At 72.8% G+C, this 19,219-nt stretch carries 19 protein-coding genes; 6 read left to right on the forward strand and 13 right to left on the reverse strand.

All coding sequences use genetic code 11. From position 1 onward, the window contains the following. Positions 1–347: 347 nt before the first annotated feature. A complete protein-coding gene (locus tag Sya03_RS08260) occupies positions 348–1,358 on the forward strand; it encodes a nitronate monooxygenase (RefSeq protein WP_203937586.1) in 1,011 nt (336 codons plus the stop codon). A gap of 160 nt (positions 1,359–1,518) precedes the next feature. Here the strand turns inward: Sya03_RS08260 and Sya03_RS31500 are convergent, their stop codons facing one another. From Sya03_RS31500 to Sya03_RS08295, 7 genes are all read right to left on the reverse strand, one after another. Next, entirely contained in the window at positions 1,519–3,129 is a 1,611-nt protein-coding gene (locus Sya03_RS31500; RefSeq protein ID WP_203937587.1) for an Eco57I restriction-modification methylase domain-containing protein, read from the reverse strand. Between the two features lie 35 nt (positions 3,130–3,164). Beyond that, entirely contained in the window at positions 3,165–4,091 is a 927-nt protein-coding gene (locus Sya03_RS31505) for a hypothetical protein (protein ID WP_203937588.1), read from the reverse strand. Between the two features lie 29 nt (positions 4,092–4,120). After that, positions 4,121–4,579, reverse strand: a complete 459-nt coding sequence (locus tag Sya03_RS08275) for a lamin tail domain-containing protein (RefSeq protein ID WP_203937589.1) — start codon at positions 4,577–4,579, stop codon at positions 4,121–4,123. A 299-nt stretch (positions 4,580–4,878) separates the two neighbouring features. After that, on the reverse strand, positions 4,879–5,922 hold the full coding sequence (locus Sya03_RS08280) for a glycoside hydrolase family 19 protein (protein ID WP_306889763.1): 1,044 nt from the start codon (positions 5,920–5,922) through the stop codon (positions 4,879–4,881). 294 nt (positions 5,923–6,216) lie between these two features. Further along, positions 6,217–7,035 carry a PH domain-containing protein gene (locus tag Sya03_RS08285; protein WP_203937591.1) on the reverse strand — a complete coding sequence of 273 codons (819 nt, stop codon included), beginning with the start codon at positions 7,033–7,035 and terminating at the stop codon, positions 6,217–6,219. Positions 7,036–7,090: 55 nt separating this feature from the next. Further along, positions 7,091–8,152, reverse strand: coding sequence for an aspartate-semialdehyde dehydrogenase (locus Sya03_RS08290; RefSeq protein WP_203937592.1), 1,062 nt, complete (start codon positions 8,150–8,152; stop codon positions 7,091–7,093). A gap of 5 nt (positions 8,153–8,157) precedes the next feature. Further along, entirely contained in the window at positions 8,158–9,423 is a 1,266-nt protein-coding gene (locus Sya03_RS08295; protein WP_203937593.1) for an aspartate kinase, read from the reverse strand. A 151-nt stretch (positions 9,424–9,574) separates the two neighbouring features. Here Sya03_RS08295 and Sya03_RS08300 point away from each other — a divergent pair, with 151 nt between their 5' ends. The 5 genes from Sya03_RS08300 to Sya03_RS31715 all read left to right on the forward strand — a co-directional run bounded on the left by Sya03_RS08300 (position 9,575) and on the right by Sya03_RS31715 (position 13,976). Next, positions 9,575–10,363 carry a hypothetical protein gene (locus tag Sya03_RS08300; protein ID WP_203937594.1) on the forward strand — a complete coding sequence of 263 codons (789 nt, stop codon included), beginning with the start codon at positions 9,575–9,577 and terminating at the stop codon, positions 10,361–10,363. 66 nt (positions 10,364–10,429) lie between these two features. Further along, complete coding sequence (locus Sya03_RS08305) at positions 10,430–10,960, forward strand: nitroreductase family protein (RefSeq protein WP_203937595.1); 531 nt, start codon at positions 10,430–10,432, stop codon at positions 10,958–10,960. 197 nt (positions 10,961–11,157) lie between these two features. Continuing rightward, the gene (gene leuA, locus Sya03_RS08310; protein ID WP_203937666.1) at positions 11,158–12,858 is read left to right on the forward strand and encodes a 2-isopropylmalate synthase; all 1,701 of its coding nucleotides are present in this window, start codon (positions 11,158–11,160) and stop codon (positions 12,856–12,858) included. A 102-nt stretch (positions 12,859–12,960) separates the two neighbouring features. Next, the gene (locus Sya03_RS08315; RefSeq protein ID WP_203937596.1) at positions 12,961–13,584 is read left to right on the forward strand and encodes an HNH endonuclease family protein; all 624 of its coding nucleotides are present in this window, start codon (positions 12,961–12,963) and stop codon (positions 13,582–13,584) included. Further along, complete coding sequence (locus tag Sya03_RS31715) at positions 13,581–13,976, forward strand: hypothetical protein (protein ID WP_308442132.1); 396 nt, start codon at positions 13,581–13,583, stop codon at positions 13,974–13,976. The genes Sya03_RS08315 and Sya03_RS31715 overlap by 4 nt, the downstream gene beginning before the upstream one ends. Before the next feature lie 11 nt (positions 13,977–13,987). Here Sya03_RS31715 and Sya03_RS08325 read toward each other — a convergent pair whose 3' ends face one another. The 6 genes from Sya03_RS08325 to Sya03_RS08350 form a co-directional block, all read right to left on the reverse strand. Continuing rightward, positions 13,988–14,428, reverse strand: coding sequence for a DUF4279 domain-containing protein (locus Sya03_RS08325; protein WP_203937597.1), 441 nt, complete (start codon positions 14,426–14,428; stop codon positions 13,988–13,990). A gap of 127 nt (positions 14,429–14,555) precedes the next feature. Further along, positions 14,556–15,035, reverse strand: coding sequence for a hypothetical protein (locus Sya03_RS08330; protein ID WP_203937598.1), 480 nt, complete (start codon positions 15,033–15,035; stop codon positions 14,556–14,558). Positions 15,036–15,142: 107 nt separating this feature from the next. Continuing rightward, positions 15,143–16,258, reverse strand: a complete 1,116-nt coding sequence (locus Sya03_RS08335; RefSeq protein ID WP_203937599.1) for an ABC transporter ATP-binding protein — start codon at positions 16,256–16,258, stop codon at positions 15,143–15,145. Further along, a complete protein-coding gene (locus Sya03_RS08340) occupies positions 16,255–17,241 on the reverse strand; it encodes an ABC transporter ATP-binding protein (protein WP_203937600.1) in 987 nt (328 codons plus the stop codon). The genes Sya03_RS08335 and Sya03_RS08340 overlap by 4 nt, the downstream gene beginning before the upstream one ends. 8 nt (positions 17,242–17,249) lie before the next feature. Beyond that, positions 17,250–18,209 carry an ABC transporter permease gene (locus Sya03_RS08345; protein WP_203937601.1) on the reverse strand — a complete coding sequence of 320 codons (960 nt, stop codon included), beginning with the start codon at positions 18,207–18,209 and terminating at the stop codon, positions 17,250–17,252. After that, a complete protein-coding gene (locus Sya03_RS08350) occupies positions 18,206–19,210 on the reverse strand; it encodes an ABC transporter permease (RefSeq protein ID WP_203937602.1) in 1,005 nt (334 codons plus the stop codon). Before Sya03_RS08350 ends, Sya03_RS08345 begins: the two co-directional genes overlap by 4 nt. Positions 19,211–19,219 lie beyond the last annotated feature (9 nt).

Below are 19,219 nucleotides of genomic sequence, written 5' to 3' on the forward strand. Positions count from 1 at the left end.
ACCGTCGTCGTCGACAAGGTCTTCGTCAGCGCGAGCACCGTCGAGACGCCGACGGACGGCGGGGCGTTCGAGTGCATCGGGAGTGGCCCGTGGCAGCACTACGCCGAGGTCCACATCGGCCGGCACGTCGTGCCGGTCGTCTGCCTCGAGCTGCGGCTGGTTTCCGAGCTGGTTCGTGACAGGCCGGATCGGTACGCTCCGTAGATCCGGCACATGCGGTCGCACGGTGCCGACCTCGGCCTCGTGCAGCAGGCGATGACGGAGAGCGGCGTCGGACCCGATCGGCAGCGGGAGGTCCGCGTGCTGCCGGGTCGAGCGGCGCGCAGGGCCGCGGTCGAGGAGGCGCGATGTTCGACCGGCCGGTGATCGTCGCCCCGATGGCGGGTGGCCCGACCACCACCGCGCTCATCCATGCCGCCGCCCGCGCCGGCAGCCTCGCCTTCCTGCCCGCCGGTTACCGCAGCGTGGACGCCGTCGCCGCCGACATTGCAGCCCTGACGGCCGCCGGCGTCCCGTACGGGCTCAACCTGTTCGTCCCCGACCAGCCGCCCGCCGACATCAAGGCCGTCGAGCGCTACCGCGACACGCTAAGGGCCGAAGGCGAGCGGTACGGCGTCGAGCTGCCGCCGGTGCGGCCGCACGACGACGACGCGTTCGCGGCGAAGGCCGAGCTGGCGCTGGACGTGCGGCCGCCGTTCGTCAGCTTCACGTTCGGGGTGCCGCCCGCGGCGCTGGTGGGGGACCTGCGTGCCGGCGGCTCGGTCGTGCTGGTGACCGTCACCGGTGCGGACGAGGCCCGGGCGGCGGTCGCCGGTGGCGCCGACGTGCTGGTCGTGCAGGGTGGTGAGGCGGGCGGGCATGCCGGCACCGCGGACCCGGGCGGATATACCGGGCTTCGCGGGGTGGTGGATGTGCTGCGGGAGGTTCGTGCGGTGGTGGACGTGCCGCTGGTGGGTGCGGGTGGTGTCGGCACGGCCGCCGATGTGGCCAGGATCGTCGCGGGTGGCGCGGTTGCCGTGCAGGTCGGGACCCGGTTTCTCGCCGCGGACGAGGCCGGGACGCGCGCGCCGCACCTGGACGCGCTGCTCGCCGACGGCGCCGGTGGCCGGGGCACCGTCGTCACGCGCGCGTTCACGGGGCGGCCCGCGCGGGCGCTGCGGAACCGGTTCACCGATGCGTACTCGGCGGTCGCGCCCCTCGGTTACCCGGCCGTGCACCACCTGACCGCGCCCATCCGGGCCGCCGCCGCGAGGGCCGGGGACGCCGAGGCGTTGAACCTGTGGGCCGGCACCGGGTACGCGCACGTCCGGCGCGGGACGACCGCCGCGATCCTCGACGAACTCGATCCGCGCGGCTGATCAGCCGGTGCGGTCGCGCCCGCCGCCGGCAGCACGCCAATCGTCGTGCCGCCGCGATGAGCGGCCTCATCGACGCCGGCCGCGCTGCGGCGTCCGTACGCCCGGCGCCCGAGCGAGCTGCGCGCACGGCAAGGCACAAGTGCGGGGCTCGCCCCGCCTGTCAGGCCACGTCGAAGGCCGTCGCCACCGCCTCGTCCAGCAGTGCCAGCAGGTCCGGCTGGTCGCCCGCGCCCGCCTCGCACAGCTTGCGCGCCACCGCCACCACCTGCCGCCCCGCCACGGAGTCCGGGTCCGGCAGCGGGAACCGCTCCACGTACTGGGTGATCCACCGCCGCCGCCCCGCGTACAGCTGGTTGCCGCACGTCCGGTCGTAGAACGCGGCGCCGAACGACGAGTTCGCCACCCCCGCCATCAGCAGGGCGACGTCCTCCGACGGCAGTTCGTCCACATTGATCCAGTAGCAGTCGCCGTTGACCACCGCGCCCGACCGGTCGAGCGCGAACCGCCCGCGGACGCTGATGTCGGGAAAGACCACTTTGGGCGAACGCCAGGACGACGGGCGCTGCGGCACCCAGATCTCGTACCAGGCGCGGCCCGCGTCGGTGACGTACCGCCGGGACCGGAGTCGGTCCGCGTGCAGGTCCAGGTAGGACCGGGCGCGGGGGTACGCGGCCAGGTCGAGGAGCCGGCGGCGGTCGGAGGAGCGGTCGTACGGGTACAGCACGCGGGTCGCCGGGTCGGTCGGCGGGGACCAGGCCGTCAGGTTGCGGTGGGTGAGCAGGGGCAGCAGCAGGTCGTCCTCGGGGCGGACGGCCGGCGGCAGGGCGTCCCAGTTGTCGCGGACGAACACGGCGTCCGCGGTGGTCTTGATGCCGACGCGGATCTTCGCCAGGTCGCCGAACCGCCGCCACGTGCCCGCCGCGACCCGGGCGCGCCACGTCTCCCCGGCGGGCGTGCGCTGCCGCCACGGCTCGGCCGGGTCGGGGGCGGCGGCCAGCTCACCGACGGTGACGTCGACGGTGCGCCCGTCGACCGTCGCGGTGGACGAGGCGGGGGCCCGCAGGGCGGCGTAGAGGTCGCCGCCCGCCGCCGCTGTGGCGGACTGGTACGCGCGCACGTACCGTGACGGGCCCGGCTCCGTGGCGGGCGCCGACGCCGTCGCGATCACGATCGCCGGCAGCACCGCCGCGTCGAACAGCCGGGTGTCGCCCAGGTCGAACACCTCGCGGACGTCGTACCCGGCGGTCAGGGTGTGCCGCATGTTCGCCCCGGCCCGGGTGAACAGGAACCGGTTCGCGCACAGCAGGGCCAGCACGCCGCCGGGCCGCAGCGCCCGCCCGGCCAGCGCCACGAACGCGTGCGTCAGGTCGACGCGTCCGCGCAGGCCCAGCCGCGCCGACAGCTCCGCCGAGCGGTGTGCGCCAAGGACCTGCGTACGGACGTACGGCGGATTGGTGATCACCAGGTCGAAGCCGGCGGCGGGCGGCGGGGTCTCCAGGAAGTCGGCGGTGCGCAGGTCGGCGGCGGGCAGCCGGGTGCGGGCCGCGGCGACGGCGGCGGGGTCGCGGTCGTAGCCGGTCAGCCGCACGCCGGGGCCGAGGGCGGCGGCGGCCGCGGCGAGCAGTTCACCGTCGCCGCAGGCCGGGTCGAGGACGCGCAGCGGCCGGCCCGGCGGGGCGAACGCCGCGGCGCGCGACGCCAGGAACGCGGCGAGCGGCGGCGGCGTGTAGTGGACGCCGTGCCGCTTGCGGCGGTCGGGCGGCGTCGGCATGAGAAGAGGGTCGCACGGCGGCCCGGAGGGACCGGTCAGGCCGCGTGGGGTTGTGCGCCCGGGCCGGCCGGGACGACGTCGTCGAGGCGCCGTCCCACCGCGGCCGCCACCGCGAACACCAGGCCCGGCACGATGCCGACCGCCACGTACAGCACGTCGGAGTCGGCCGAGTTCACCGCCGGGCTGCCCGCCAGGGCCGTGAACAGCGCCGCCACCGGGACGAAGATCTGGGCGAACGCCGCCACCGACACCAGCAGCGGGTACCCCACCAGCACCGCCCCCAGCACGCCGAGCAGCCGCGGCCAGCCGGGCCACGGGCCGGTCAGCGCCCACACCGCCGCGACCAGGCCGCCGCCGATCAGCGCGCCCGGCAGCAGCTCCCCCGACGACGCGGCGAACGCGGCGACGGCCCCCGCCGCCACCACGCCGACAACCGCGGCGACACCCAGCCGGGCGGTCGCCCGGGACGGGGCCGCCGCCAGCGCACACCCCACCGCCGCCAGCACCAGCAGGACGGCCGCCGCCAGCCGCGACGGCACCAGCGCCGCCTCCGTGTCGGTCGGCGACTCGACCATCGCCGCGACCGGCGCGGTGGCGGCGCACACGGCCGCGGCCGTGGTGAGCACCAGCCGGTTCGCCCGGTACGGCCGCAGCAGCAGCACCGCCGGGATCAGTGCGAGCACCGGCCACGGCGTCACCCCGGCCCGGTCCAGCACCAGGTCGGCGGCCAGCCACGCACCCGCCCCGTACAGCACCCGCCGGTCGCCGCGGGTCAGCGCCAGCAACGCCCCGACAGCCGCCGTCGCGGCAGCCCACCGGACGTCGCGCGCCCAGTACGTGTCGTTCTCGGCGAACCCCGACGCCTCGGTGACCGGCTGCCACACCGCCAGCCCGTACGCCCACAGCACACCGCCGCCGACCGCCACAGCCAGGGCCGCGCCCGCGAACACCCGTCGCATCATGGCGCGGACCCTAGCCCACGACGTCAACCTCAGCAGGCCACCCAGGTGCGCCCGCTCTTCTGCTTCCACGAACACGAGTCGTGCGCCACCCCGGACGGCCGGCGCAGGTACGCCGTGTCGCCCGTGTTGTTCCAGACGTAGTTGCCGCTGCCCCAGTACGCGTTCGGCGCCTTCGTGGTGCCCTTGCCGGTGTGCAGCCAGATCCGGCCACCCTTGCCGGGGATGCTGACGTTGCCGAACGTGTACACGTGATTGGCCTTGTCGCGGACCGTCCAGCCCTTGAGGTTGACGGCGGACGTGCCGCTGTTGACCAGCGAGATCCACTCGGCGTTCAGGCTGGCCGCGCTGCGGGTGTCCTTGCCGGGCGAGTCGTACTGGGCGCCGTGGAACCGCAGGGTGGGCGCGGCGGCGGCCGCGGACGCGGCGCCGGGGAGGACGGCGACGGCGCCGATGGTGGCCGCGACGACGGCGGCGAGAGCGATACGCATGGGGGTTTACCTCCGGGACGGAGAGGCGAAGCGAACCTCCACATCGTCCGCTCCGGTCACCGTCCGCAACGGCAGTGAAACGGTCCGACTTCGCCCCCGGCAAAGCCGACAGGTGGTCGTCCGGAACGGCGACCGCGCACGGTGGACAGTCAGGGCGCAGCGCCGATCAGCATCACCGCGGCGGCGCACTCGGCGGCTGTCACCGTCGGCCGGGCCGGCCGGATCGGACCATGCCAAGCAGCATCGGGCACGAAAAGAGGGCACGGCCCGGGCGGACCGTACCCTCTTTCAGCGGTCACTCAGCCGCCACACCTCGCGTCCCTAGCGACACCGGACAGGTTGACCCCCGCGATCCTGGCAAAGTTCTCCAGGTTGTTGATGCGGCTCTGAACCTGAGCGGGATTCCCGCCGTTGCACTCGATGGAGCCGTTAATCGCGCGGACGGTGCCGTTGAAGTCGTTCGCACGGATCGCGACGTGCGCCGGCCGCGTGCCGGGGCCGTTCTGGGTCATCCAGTACCAGACGGCGGTTTCGAAGGCGATCGTCGCGTCGGTCGCGACCAGGTTGGGGTTGTTGAGCAGGTCACGCCCGAGCGCGTCGCCGGCCGCCTTGTAGTTGAAGTTCCAGCTCAGCTGCATGGGGCCACGGCCGTAGTACATGGCCCGGCCGGCCGGGCATCCGTACGGACGGCTCGCATCACAGTAGTTCGGGTAGTTCGCAGTGTTCAGCTCGACGGTGTACTTGAGGCCACCGGACTCGTGGGCGATGTTCGCGAGGAAGGCCACGACCTCGAGCTTGCCGGCGGCACCCTCCGTGAAGGCAACGTACTTCTGCGCCGCGTTGACCAGCCCGCCGTAGGTGTAGAACGGGATCCGGCTCGGGAACATCTGGTTGAACTGAGCCTCGGTCACCGGGAAGGCACCCGGGTTGCTGGGCGGGGGCGGGTTGGTGGTGCCGCCGCCCGAGCAGGTGGTCGGCTCCCAGAACCAGGTGCTGATGATCGGGTCGTAGCCCGGGTTCGCGTGCTTGGCGCGGTAGCACTGGCCGTTGGTGTAGCGCACGACCGAGCCGGCCGGGTAGTCGGTGCCGGCCTGCCAGTTCTGAACGGTGCCGCTGCCCGGCGGGGGCGGCGGGGGCGGGGGCGGGTTGGTGCCGCCGCCACCGCCGGAGCAGGTGCCCTGGTCGCGCCAGACGCCCCACTCGCCGGTGGTGCCGGGGGTCTCGCCCTGGGTCCACCACTGGGCGCGCCAGTTGCGGCCGCTGTGCGAGGCGATGTTGCCGCCGTTGTAGACGGCGCCGCTGTTCCAGGCGGCCGCGCAGTCCGCCGCCGAGGCGCCGGTCATGGGGATGACGGCGGCCGCTGTGCCGGCGAGGGCGACGCCGGCCGTGGCCAGGATCGTCAGGAGACGCTTCTTCTTCATGGTGACCTTTCGTGCGTTGGGGGGACCGCACTGCGGGAACGGGGGGCCTCCGGTGGCCGGGCACGACGGGGACGCGTCGCGCGCGCTCGGCCGCGGAGATGACCAGCACTCAACCGGACATATGAGGCTTCGTCAATATCTGTTAAGAAAGCTTAAGGAATAGTGGTGAACTTTCCTCGCGTCGCTCCCGTACCCGTCCGGTTGGGGTAGTGCCGCCTACAAGCGACCGAGCAGCTCGGCCTTCTTCTGCTCGTAATCGGCGTCGCTGATCAGGCCCTTGTCGCGGAGACCCGCCAGCCGCTCGATCCGGGCGACCGGGTCGTCCGCGGGCGCGGGAGCCGGCGCCGAAGCGGGAGCCGGCGCGGCGGCTGCGGCGCGGACGTCGCGCAGGCCGCGGACGACGGCGTCGGCCTGGCCGTGGCCCATGTTCTTGATCTCGACGGTGTTGCCGGAGCTGTGCACGGTGAGCGTCTCGCCGGTGCGGGACTTCTGGACCGTGAGCGAGGCGATCGACGCCAGTGGGAACTCGTCCAGGGACTCGAGGCTGAGCAGGCTCTTCTCGAAGAAGAACAACCGGTCGTTGGTCAGCGCCACGAGGCCCAGCTTGCTGCCGTACTGGCCGGTGCCGAGCGCCACGACGTCCTCGTCGACGTGCAGGACGTTGTGCAGGTGGCGGATCTCCTTGCGGCCGAAGACGCGGTGCAGCCCCAGGTCGGCCACCGCGGCGGCGATGCCCTGGTCGTCGAGCAGACCGGCGGGCAGTTCGGCCGCGATGTCGTCGAGGATGTCGAAGTGCTTGTCGCCGAGGGCGTCGACCCGCCAGCGGACGGCGGCGCCGTCGCCGCGGGGGGTGAGCTGGGCGGAGATCTTGGCCGCCCAGCGGTTCTTCATGAGCGACCGCTTGCTCGCCGCCTCGATGGCGCCGACGGGGCCCGAGACCTCCATCGACAGCTTGGCCATCGCCGCCCGCAGGGCAGCGTCGGTCTCGTGCGGCGCACGCGTCGACCGCCATTCCGTGGTGCGCAGGATGCCCATCCCGCCATCATGGCGAAACGCGGCGGCCGGGTGAGCCGAATCGGCCAGGTGCCAGCTACCGGGCGGCGAATTCCGCCGCGATCAGCTCCGCGATCTGCGCCGTGTTCAGCGCCGCCCCCTTGCGCATGTTGTCGCCCGTGACGAAGAAGTCCAGAGCGCGCGGGTCGTCCAGGGAGCGGCGGATGCGCCCCACCCAGGATGGGTCGGTGCCGACGGCGTCGATGGGCATCGGGAACTCGCCGTTGGCGGGGTCGTCGACGAGGATGACGCCCGGGGCGTTCTTGAGTACCGCCCGGGCGCCGTCGGCGTCGAGTTCGGCGGCGAAGACGGCGTGGACGGCGACGGAGTGGCCGGTGACCACGGGGACGCGGACGCAGGTGGCGGAGACCTTCACGTCGGGCAGGGCGAGGATCTTGCGCGTCTCGTCGCGCATCTTCATCTCCTCGGACGACCAGCCCAGATCGCACAGGTCGCCGGACCACGGCACGACGTTGAGCGCGACGGGGGCCGGGAACGGGCCGAGGTCGTCGCCGACGGACTGGCGGACGTTGCCGGGGCGGGAGCCGAGGCTGCGGTCGCCGGCCACCTTCGTCAGCTGGTCGTGCAGGGTGTCGACGCCGTACTGGCCGGCGCCGGAGACGGACTGGTAGCTGGCGAGGACGAGTTCGCGCAGGCCGTACTCGCGGTGCAGCGGGGCGACGGCCATGATCATGGCGATCGTCGTGCAGTTGGCGTTGGCGACGATGCCGCGCGGGCGGTGGCGGATGGCCTGCGGGTTGACCTCGGTGACGACGAGCGGCACGTCCGGGTCCATGCGGAAGGCGTCGGAGTTGTCGACGACGACGGTGCCGCGGGACGCGGCGACCGGCGCCCACTCGGCGGCCACGTCCGACGGGACGTCGAACATGGCCACGTCGACGCCGTCGAACACGTCGGCGGTGAGTTCGTGGACCGGCAGCTCCTCGCCGCGGCAGGGCAGCGTGCGGCCGGCGGAGCGGGCGGAGGCGACGAGCCGGATGTCGCCCCACACGTTGCGCCGGGAGCCCAGCAGCTCGCGCATGACGCTGCCGACGGCGCCGGTGGCGCCGACGACGGCGAGGGTGGGCTGCCGGGCCACGGGCGTCAGCGCCCGGTGCCCGCGTAGACGACGGCTTCCTCTCCGCCACCCAGCTCGAACTCGGCGTGCACGGCGCGCACGGCGGTGTCGAGGTCGGTGTCGCGGCAGACCACGGAGACGCGGATCTCGGAGGTCGAGATCATCTCGATGTTGACGCCGGCGGCGCCGATGCAGGCGAAGAACTGGGCGGCGACGCCCGGGTGCGAGCGCATGCCGGCGCCGATGAGCGAGACCTTGCCGACGTGGTCGTCGAACAGCAGGCTCTTGAACTTCACCGCGTCCTGGATCTTGTTGAGCGCGCTCATCGCCTGCGGGCCGTCGGCCTTCGGCAGGGTGAACGAGATGTCGGTGCGCCCGGTGCCCTCGGTCGACACGTTCTGCACGATCATGTCAATGTTGATCTCGGCGCCGGCGACCGTCTCGAAGATGCGGCCCGCCGCGCCCGGCTCGTCGGGCACCCCGACCAGCGTGATCTTGGCTTCGCTGCGGTCGTGGGCGACCCCGGTGATCAGTGCCTGTTCCACGCTCGGGTCCTCCATCGATCCCTTGACCATCGTGCCGTTCTTCTGCGAGTACGAGGAGCGCACGTGGATCGGCAGGTTGAACCGCCGAGCGTATTCCACGCTGCGCAGGTGCAGGATCTTCGCCCCGCAGGCGGCGAGCTCGAGCATCTCCTCGTACGTGATCTGCTCGATGTGCCGGGCGTCCGGCACGATCCGCGGGTCGGCCGTGTAGACGCCGTCGACGTCGGTGTAGATCTCGCAGACGTCCGCCTCGAGGGCGGCGGCGAGCGCGACGGCGGTGGTGTCGGAGCCGCCCCGGCCGAGCGTGGTGATGTCCTTGGTGTCCTGGGCGACGCCCTGGAAGCCGGCGACGATGACGATGGCGCCCTCGTCGAGCGCGCCGCGCAGGCGCCCCGGCGTGACGTCGATGATGCGGGCGCGGCCGTGCGTCGACGTGGTCAGCACGCCGGCCTGCGAGCCCGTGAACGAGCGCGCCTCGTACCCCAGGTTGTGGATGGCCATGGCGAGCAGCGCCATGGAGATGCGCTCGCCGGCGGTGAGCAGCATGTCGAGCTCGCGGCCGGGCGGCAGCGGGCTGACCTGGTTGGCCAGGTCGAGCAGCTCGTCGGTCGTGTCGCCCATGGCGGACACGACGACCACGACGTCGTCGCCGGCCTTGCGCGCGGCGACGATGCGCTCCGCCACCCGCTTGATGCGCTCGGCGTCCCCGACGGACGAGCCACCGTACTTCTGCACCACCAGGGCCACGGCGGCGGTTCCTTCCCTCGACGACCGGAAATCCGTGACCAGGGTACCGGCGCATCGGGGTCCGCCCATCGGCCGATCCCACGATCCGGCCTGCGCGACACGCCCGGGCGCGGGCACGCGGCGTTTGCGGCCCGGAGGCGAGAATGTCTCGATGCGCCCCTCGTACCCCCTCCTCGGCCTCGCGGCGCTCGGCGCGCTCGTGGCGGGCTGCACCGCGCCCCCGCCGGAGGCCGAGCCCGGGCCGGCGCCGTCGGCGCCGCCGATCAACGACGCCCGGCTGCAGGTTGCGGGCCTGGCGGCCGCGGCGAAGGACCGCGCGTTCAGCGCGCTCTACACGCTGACCGGCGGGGGCCGGGAGCCGCGCACGGTGGTCGCCACCCGCGCCGCCGACGGCAGCTGGCGGGTCGACGTGCCCGGCGGGGCCCTCGGGGGTACGGCGGACGTGTCGATCGCGCAGCTCGGCGCGGGCATCTACTCGTGCGCGCTGACGTCGCCCACGGTCGCCCTGCCGTCGACGTGTGTGCAGGTCGCGAAGGCGGAGGGGCGGGTCCCACGCAGGTACGACCCGCGGGTGCACCACCCGTTCAGCGACTGGATCGAGGTGCTGATCGACCGGCAGACGCCGATCGCGGTGTCGGCCAGCGCGCCGCTGCCCGGCGCGCAGGGCTCGTGCTTCTCGGTCGAGTCGATCTCGGCTGCGCTGGACGCCCCGATGGACATCGGCATCTACTGCTTCGCGCCGGACGGCCTGCTCACGGCCGCGCGCACCGGCTTCGGCACGCTGGTGCTGCAGGGCCCGCCGTCGCCGGCCCCGCCGTCGGTGTCGCTGGCGGGCCCGGTCGTGTCGGGCGAGCCGCTCGGCATGGCCACCCCGCCGCCGCCGCCCCCGCCGCCGTCGTTCCCGCCCTCCGCGGCGCCGTCCGCCGTTGCCCCTGGGTGATCTTGTAAACACGGAACGTGAACCCCGCGCACGAACCGGTCTCATCGATGCGGCAGACTCGACCCCATGCCGGACCTACACCCCGTCCTCGCGGCCCGCTGGAGCCCCCGCGGCTTCGACGACAGTCACGAGCTGCGGCAGGCCGACCTGGCGTCGATGCTGGAGGCCGCCCGCTGGGCGCCGTCGGGCGGTAACGCCCAGCCGTGGCGCTTCGTCGTCGGCCGCCGCGACGACCCGGCGTACAAGCGGATCTTCACCGCCCTCACCGACGACGACCAGCGCTGGGCCGGCCGGGCCGGCGCGCTGATCGCGGCCGGGCACGTGCACGGGGCCGACCCGTACGACCTCGGCCAGGCCGTCGCGCACCTCGGCGTGCAGGCCGTCGCGCTGGGCCTGCACACCCGCCAGGTCCTCGACTTCGACGCCGCCGCGCTGCACGCCGAGCTGGAGCTGCCCGCCGAGGTGCACCTGCACGCCGTGGTCGCCGCCGGCCGCCTCGGCGACCCCGGCACGCTGCCCGCCGACCTGCGCCGGCTCGAGTTCCGGCTGCGCGAACGACGGGCCATCACCGATCTGGTGCTGTCGGTCGCGGGCTGAGGGCGTAGGATCACCGACGACATGTGGCAGGCGCTCCTTCTTCGCTGCCGCGACGAGGCCCCATCCGAGGCCGGCACCTCGTCGCGGAGTTGACGCGCGCGCCGCTTTCCTGACAGCGCGGTCGGCCCCCTCTCGGACCTCTTTCCCTTGGAGCCACCGTGTCCGCTGACCCCATCGCCCGTCAGAATCCCAGCGCCATGCCGTACGAGCGCTACCAGCCGTACGCCGCGCCCTACTCCGTGGACCTGCCCGACCGGCAGTGGCCGTCCCGCCGCACCGACACCGCGCCCCGCTGGTGCGCCGTCGACCTGCGCGACGGCAACCAGGCCCTGATCGACCCCATGTCGCCCGAGCGCAAGCGGCGCATGTTCATGCTGCTGGTCAAGATGGGCTACAAGGAGATCGAGGTCGGCTTCCCCGCCGCCAGCCAGACCGACTTCGACTTCGTCCGCCAGCTCATCGAGCAGGACCTGATCCCCGACGACGTCACCATCCAGGTGCTGGTGCAGTGCCGCGAGCACTTGATCGACCGCACGTTCGAGTCGATCCGCGGCGCCAAGCGCGCCATCGTGCACTTCTACAACTCGACGTCGACGCTGCAGCGCCGCGTCGTCTTCGGCCTGGACAAGGCCGGCATCACCGACATCGCCACGACCGGCGCGCGGCTGTGCCAGAAGTACGCGGAGATCCACACCCCGGACACCGAGATCTTCTACGAGTACAGCCCCGAGTCGTACACGGGCACCGAGCTCGACTACGCGCTGGAGATCTGCTCCGCCGTCATCGACGTCATCGACCCCACCCCGGCCCGGCCGCTCATCATCAACCTGCCGGCCACCGTCGAGATGGCCACCCCCAACGTGTACGCGGACAGCATCGAGTGGATGCACCGCAACCTGCCCCGCCGCGACTCGGTGATCCTGAGCCTGCACCCGCACAACGACCGCGGCACCGCCGTCGCCGCCGCCGAGCTGGGCCTGCTGGCCGGCGCCGACCGCATCGAGGGCTGCCTGTTCGGCAACGGCGAGCGCACCGGCAACGTCGACCTGGTCACGCTGGGCCTCAACCTGTTCAGCCAGGGCATCGACCCGCAGATCGACTTCTCCGACATCGACGAGATCAAGCGCGCCGTCGAGTACTGCAACCAGCTGCCCGTGCACGAGCGCCACCCGTACGCCGGCGACCTGGTCTACACCGCCTTCTCCGGCTCCCACCAGGACGCCATCAAGAAGGGCTTCGCCGCGCACGAGGCCGACGCGGCCGCCGCCGGCACCCCCGTCGAGGCGTTCACCTGGGGCGTGCCGTACCTGCCCATCGACCCGAAGGACGTCGGCCGCAGCTACGAGGCCGTCATCCGGGTCAACTCGCAGTCCGGCAAGGGCGGCGTGGCGTACGTCATGTCGTCCGAGCACCACCTGGAACTGCCGCGCCGCCTGCAGATCGAGTTCTCCGGCGTCGTCCAGGCCGTCACCGACGACCAGGGCGGCGAGGTCGACCCGCAGAAGATGTGGGACATCTTCGCGGCCGAGTACCTGGTCGACCATCAGCAGGTGAAGCGGGTCAACCTGGAGCGATACTCGACGGCGTCCGTCGACGGCAAGGTCGAGATCGACGCCGAGGTGTGGTTCGGCGGCAACCGCCGCCCGCTGGTCGCGGTCGGCAACGGCCCGATCGACGCGTACGTGCAGGCGCTGGCCACCCTGGGCATCCAGGTCCGCGTCCACGACTACGCCGAGCACGCGATGAGCGCGGGCGGCGACGCCCAGGCCGCCGCGTACGTGGAGTGCGAGGTGGACGGCCGCACCGTGTGGGGCGTCGGCCTCGACGCGAACATCGTGACCGCGTCGATGAAGGCGGTCACCAGCGCGGTGAACCGCTCGGCGGGCCGCCTGTCCTGACCCTCGGGCGCCGCCCGGCCACCACGGCCGGGCGGCACGCCGAGTGACCGTGACGGATCGGACGTCGAGGACGAACTGGACGATCCTTCGTAAGCTGGTGGGGTGCGCGCCCCCCTCGCCGTCCTGTCCACCGCCGCCCTGCTCGCCCTCACCGGCTGCGAGATCTACCCCGCCCCACCGTCCGGCGACCCCGGCGCCGCCACGGGCAACGCCACCCTCGACGACCTCACCGTCGCCCGCGCCGCCAGCATGCGCGGCTACAGCCGCGACCACTTCCCGCACTGGCGCGACACCGGCGACAACTGCGATATCCGCGACAGCGTCCTGACCCGCGACGGCCAGAAGGTCCGCCACCGCGGCTGCAACGTCACCGGCGGCACCTTCTACAGCGTGTACGACGGCAAGACCGTCTACAAACCCGCCGACGTCGACATCGACCACATGGTCCCGCTGGCCAACGCGTGGCGCTCCGGCGCGGCGAAGTGGACCGAGGCCAAGCGCGGCGAGTTCGCCAACGACCTCGACACCCCGCAACTCGTCGTCGCCACCCAGGCCACGAACCGCTCCAAGGGCGACCAGGACCCGTCCCAGTGGAAGCCGCCGCGCCGGGAAAGCTGGTGCTCGTACGCCCGGGACTGGATTGCGGTCAAGGCGCACTGGAAACTCACGGTGACGACCGCTGAGAAGATGGCCCTGGCCGACATGCTGGAGACGTGCGCATCATGACCGACGAGTCCGTCACCACCCCACCCCCGGCCGACGCTGCGCCGCCCCCGGCCGCGCCTCCGGCCGCTCCCCCGGTTTCCGCCGTCGCGGAGGCCGCGATGCGCGGGGCTGCCAACGCCGCCGCGGCCGCCGCGACCGCCGCCGCCGAGGCCCGCACGGCCGACCTGGTGGCGGGCCCGGGCGGGGTGATGACCGACGAGGTCGGTGTCGTCACCGGCGACCTGACCCTGAAGACCGAACTGGCCGGCGACACCGTCACCCTGCGCGTGCAGTACAAGGACGCCGACGAGTGGTACGTCGTCACCGGCGGCACCACGAAACTGCAGCACCCGGCCGACCTCGACGCGGTCCACGCGGTCGCGCTCGCCCTGCTCAACCGCCCCGAGGGCTGAGCGGACGCCGGCTACCAGCCCCGGTACTGGTCCACGTCCAGCAACGCCCCGACGTCCGCCAGGAAGGCGACCTGATCGGGCAGCAGACCGAACCCGAGGCCGCCCTCGTCGTCCGGGCCGATCGTGTGAACCACGTCCAGCGTGATCCCGACGTCCGGATCCTGAACCGCGAGCTCGCGCAACGACGACCGCAGCGGCACCGCACGCCGGACGGCCGCCTCGACGACGGCTGACAACGGGCGACCGGCGTCGCCCACCTCCTCGATCGCCCAGACGGCATCCCGCGCGGGCCGCGGGTGCCGCAGGCCGCGCGGGATGTCGCCGGTGGCATGGCAGTAGTCCGGCTGGACGCCGAGCACGGCGGTGATCTGCGCCGGCGTGAGGCGCCGGCTGAAGATGACCAGCCCGGCGTAGCGCGGCGGCCGCTCCCAGACACCGTCGGACCCGCTCAACCCGGCTCCGCGGTGATCAGCGCGGCGTCCGGCAGCCCGGCCGGCGGCTCGCCCGTCACCCACGCGTACTCCACCGGGTCAGTTGTCATCTCGGACCGTCGGGCCTGTCCGATGGAGGACGTGGTGGTCAGGCGCGGATCTCGAGGAGCGTGGCGGACGGCAGGTTGGCGGCCTCGCCGATCGGCGTCCACTCGTTCGGGGCGACCTCGACGGGCGCCTCCGGCTCGGTCTCGCCCGCCAGGACGACCGTGGCCTCGACCGGCTTGTTCTCGCTGTAGACGAACACCGCGCGGGCGATCTCCAGCGACAGGTAGCCGTGGGTGCCGCGCAGCTGGAAGCAGATCTCGCCGGTGTGGTCGTACGACTCGACCTTGATGACGTCGCCCGGCACGGCGCAGTCGACGAAGAGGATGTTGCCGTCGCCGGACTTCAGCTTGACGTTGTGCTGGGCCAGGATCTCGTCCGCGTTCGGGTACGAGAAGTCTTCCACCAGGCCGCCCGGCTGGTCGGCATCGGCGGCGTTGGCGGCGGCGGCGCCCGTCGCGGCGATGGCGCCGGCGGCGGCGATCGCGGCGGCGGCGGTTGCGAACGTGGTCAGGATGCGCACGTTGATCACTCCTACTGGTCCCCCGTGGTGACTGCGGTCGATGCCGCAGCCGCGCGTAGGTTATGCGATCCGCGGACGCCGCCGCTGCCCCGTCCGGTTCGCCCGGTTCAGATGACCGGACCGCCGGGGTTCTCCAGGGCGCTCTCCAGCGCGCCCTGCGCCTCCTTCGCCCCGGCCATCTCGGGCGGGGTGACCAGCGACGCCTCGACGGAGTGCGGGCGCAGGCGCCCGGCCTCGATGTCCTCGGCCCAGTGGCAGGCGACGCGGTGCGTGGCGGTGCCGATGACGCGCAGGGCGGGGCGTTCATCGCGGCAGCGGGTGGGCTGCGCCCACGGGCAGCGGGTGTGGAACCGGCAGCCGGACGGCGGGTTCGCCGGGGACGGCAGGTCGCCGGCGAGCAGGATGCGTTCGCGGCGGTCCTCGACGTCGGGGTCGGGGACGGGCACGGCGGACATCAGGGCGCGGGTGTACGGGTGCAGCGGCGTGGCGTAGATGTCGTCGGCGGCGGCCTCCTCGACCAGCGCCCCGAGGTACATGACGCCGACGGTGTCGGAGATGTGCCGGACGACGGCCAGGTCGTGGGCGATGACGAGGTAAGTGAGGCCGAGCTGGTCCTGCAGCTCGTCGAGCAGGTTGACGACCTGCGCCTGGATGGACACGTCGAGGGCCGAGACCGGCTCGTCGGCGACGATGAGCTCGGGGCCGAGCACGAGGGCGCGGGCGATGCCGATGCGCTGGCGCTGGCCGCCGGAGAACTCGTGCGGGTAACGCGACAGGGCCCAGCGGGGCAGGCCGACGGCGTCGAGGGTCTTGGCGATGACGGCGCGGCGTTCGGTGCGGTTGCCGCCGACGCCGTGCGCGCGCAGGCCCTCGGTGAGGATGGACTCGACGTTCATGCGCGGGTCCAGGCTGGACATCGGGTCCTGGAAGATCATCTGCATGCGGCGGCGCATCGCGCGCAGCTGCTTCGGCGGCAGCGACGTCAGCGGCACGCCGTCGAACACGACCTCGCCGCCGGTGGGCGGCGTGAGTTGCAGCAGCGCCCGGCCCAGCGTGGACTTGCCGCAGCCGGACTCGCCGACCAGGCCGTACGTCTTGCCCTTGACGATCGTCAGGTCGACGCCGTCGACGGCCTTGACGTGGCCGACGACCCGGTCGAAGAGCACGCCCCGCTTGATCGGGAAGTGCACCTCGAGGTCCTTGACCTCCACGAGATTCGTCACGGCTGGGCCCCCTGCGGCGTCGGGTTCACGCACCGGTAGCCGTGCCCGTCGTAGCCGACGACGAGCGCGGGTGGTTCGCCGACGCAGGCGTCGACGCGGCGGTCGCAGCGCGGCGCGAACGCGCAGCCGTCCGGCCAGGGCAGCACGTCGCGCACGGAGCCGCGGATCGGGTTGAGCGGCGTGCCGCGGCCCGCGTCGAGGCGCGGCACCGACCGCAGCAGGCCCGTCGTGTACGGGTGGCGCGGCTCGTAGAACAGCGGCTTGCGGCGGGCGTTCTCGATGACCCGGCCGGCGTAGAGGACGTTGACGGTGTCGCACATGCCGGCCACCACGCCCAGGTCGTGGGTGATCATGATGAGCGCGGTGCCGGAGTCGCGGACCAGCTCCTTGAGCAGTTCGAGGATCTGCGCCTGGATGGTCACGTCGAGCGCGGTGGTGGGCTCGTCGGCGATGAGCAGCCGCGGCTTGCACGCCACCGCCATCGCGATGAGGGCGCGCTGGCGCATGCCGCCGGAGAGCTGGTGCGGGTACTCCTTGAGCCGGCGGGCCGGGTCCGGGATGCCGACGCGGTCGAGCAGCGCCGTCGCCTCCTTTGTCGCGGCCTCGCCCCTCATGCCCCGGTGCCGGGTGAGCACCTCGGTGACCTGGACGCCGATCGGCACGACCGGGTTCAGCGACGACAGCGGGTCCTGGAAGATCATGGCGACGTCGCGGCCGCGGATGTCGCGCATCGCCCGCGCGTCGGTCTTGAGCAGGTCGGTGCCGTCGAAGTCGGCCACGCCGTCGATGGTGACGCCGCGCTGCTTCGGCAGCAGGCCCATGATGGCCAGCGAGGTGACGCTCTTGCCGCAGCCGGACTCGCCGACCAGGCCGACGACCTCGCCGGCGTGCACGCCGAACGAGACGCCGTCGACGGCGCGGACGGTGCGCTGGCCGCGCCGGGCGAAGGTGACCGAGAGATCGCGTACGTCGAGCAGGGGCATCGCCGGCCTCACTTCCGCAGCTTCGGGTCGAGGGCTTCGCGCAGGGCCTCGCCCAGCAGCGTGAAGCCGAGCGCCGTGACGATGATCGCCGCCGCCGGCCAGATCGCCAGGCCGGGCCGGATGCCCAGGTACGGCTGCGCGTCGGCGAGCATGACGCCCCACTCCGGGATGGCCGAGTCGGGGTTGCCGAGGCCGAGGAAGCTCAGCGCGGCGGCCTCGATGATGGCGGTGGCCAGCGTCAGCGTGGCCTGCACGATGACCGGCGCCAGCGAGTTCGGCAGGATGTGGGTGAGCGCGATGGTGTTGCGCTTGACGCCGAGCGAGGTGGCGGCGAGCACGTAGTCGCCGCCGGCCTGGGCCAGCATCGAGCCGCGCAGCAGCCGCGCGAACACGGGCACGCTGACCATGCCGACCGCGATCATCACGGTGGTGAGGCTGGCGCCGAGCAGGGCGGCGATGCTGACGGCCAGCAGCAGGCTGGGCAGCGCCAGCAGCATGTCGACGATGCGCATGAGCACCACGTCGATCCAGCGCCCGACCCGCCCGCCGAGGCCGGCCGCCGCGCCCGCGACGCCGCCGATGAGCGCGCCGATCGTCAGGCCGATCAGGGTCGAGATGACGCCGACGAGCAGGGTCTGCCGGGCCCCGACGAGCATCCGGCTGAAGAAGTCCCGGCCCTGGTGGTCGTAGCCGAGCCAGTGATCGCCGGTGGGGCCCGGGATGATGCCCTGGCCCGACTTGACGACGCCCTCGCGGATGCCGGACGGGTCGGTCGGCGTGAACGGCGCCAGGATCGGCCCGAGGATCGCCACGATGACGAACAGCAGCAGGATGACGGCGCCGGTGATGGCGGCCGGGTTGCGGCGCAGCCGCCGGAACGCCTCCGTCCACAGGCTGACGCCGCGCTCGTCGTCCTTCGCGGCCGACAGCTCGGACAGCCGGTCGATCTTGTCGATCTTCGTGCTCACCGGACCCTCACCCTCGGATCGATGAGGCTGTAGCTGACGTCCACGATGAGGTTCACCAGGACGTAGAACAGGGCGATGATCAGGATGAAGCCCATCAGCACCGGGTAGTCACGGTTGCTGATCGCCTCGTACAGGAACGCGCCGATGCCGCTGAACGCGAACACCGTCTCGGTGAGCACCGCGCCCGACAGCAGGCCGCCGGTCAGCAGGCCGATGACGGTGACGATCGGCAGCATCGCGTTGCGCAGCACGTGCCGGCCGCGGACGGTGCGTTCCGTCAGGCCCTTCGACTCGGCGGTGCGCACGAAGTCCTCGCCGAGCACCTCGAGCACGCTGGCCCGGGTGATGCGCACGATGATGGCGAGCGGGATGCTGGCGAGCGCGATGCCGGGCAGCACGAGGTGCCAGATCGCGTCGGCGGCGGCGTCCCACTCGCGGGTCATCAGCCCGTCGAGGACGAAGAAGTTGGTGATGTGGGTGGCCCCGATCGTCGGGTCCTGGCGGCCGCTCGACGGGAACCAGCCCAGGTTCTCCGCGAAGATCGCCTTGAGCACGTACGCCAGGAAGAAGACCGGCACGCAGATGCCGATCAGCGAGCCGCCCACCGAGGCGTGGTCGAGCCAGGTGCCGCGCCGGCGCGCCGCCAGGTAGCCCAGCGGGATGCCGACGCCGATCGCGATGATCATGGCGGTGATCGTCAGCTCGACGGTGCCGGGGAAGCGCAGCAGGAACTCCGTCGTCACCTCGCGCTTCGTCGAGATCGACGTGCCGAGGTCGAGCTGCAGCGTGCGCTTGACGAACCGGCCGTACTGGATCAGCAGCGGCTCGTCGAGCCCCAGGCTGCGGCGGACCTGCGCGCGCAGCGCCGGCGTGCCGCGCTCGCCGAGGATCGCGGTCTCCGGGCCGCCGGGCAGCCGGCGCAACCAGATGAACAGCAGGACGGACAGGCCGAGCAGCGTGGGTACGAGCTGCAGCAGCCGCCGCACGATGAAACGGAACAAACTCGCCGC

The organism is Spirilliplanes yamanashiensis (genome assembly GCF_016863475.1).
Taxonomy (GTDB): Bacteria; Actinomycetota; Actinomycetes; order Mycobacteriales; family Micromonosporaceae; genus Spirilliplanes; species Spirilliplanes yamanashiensis.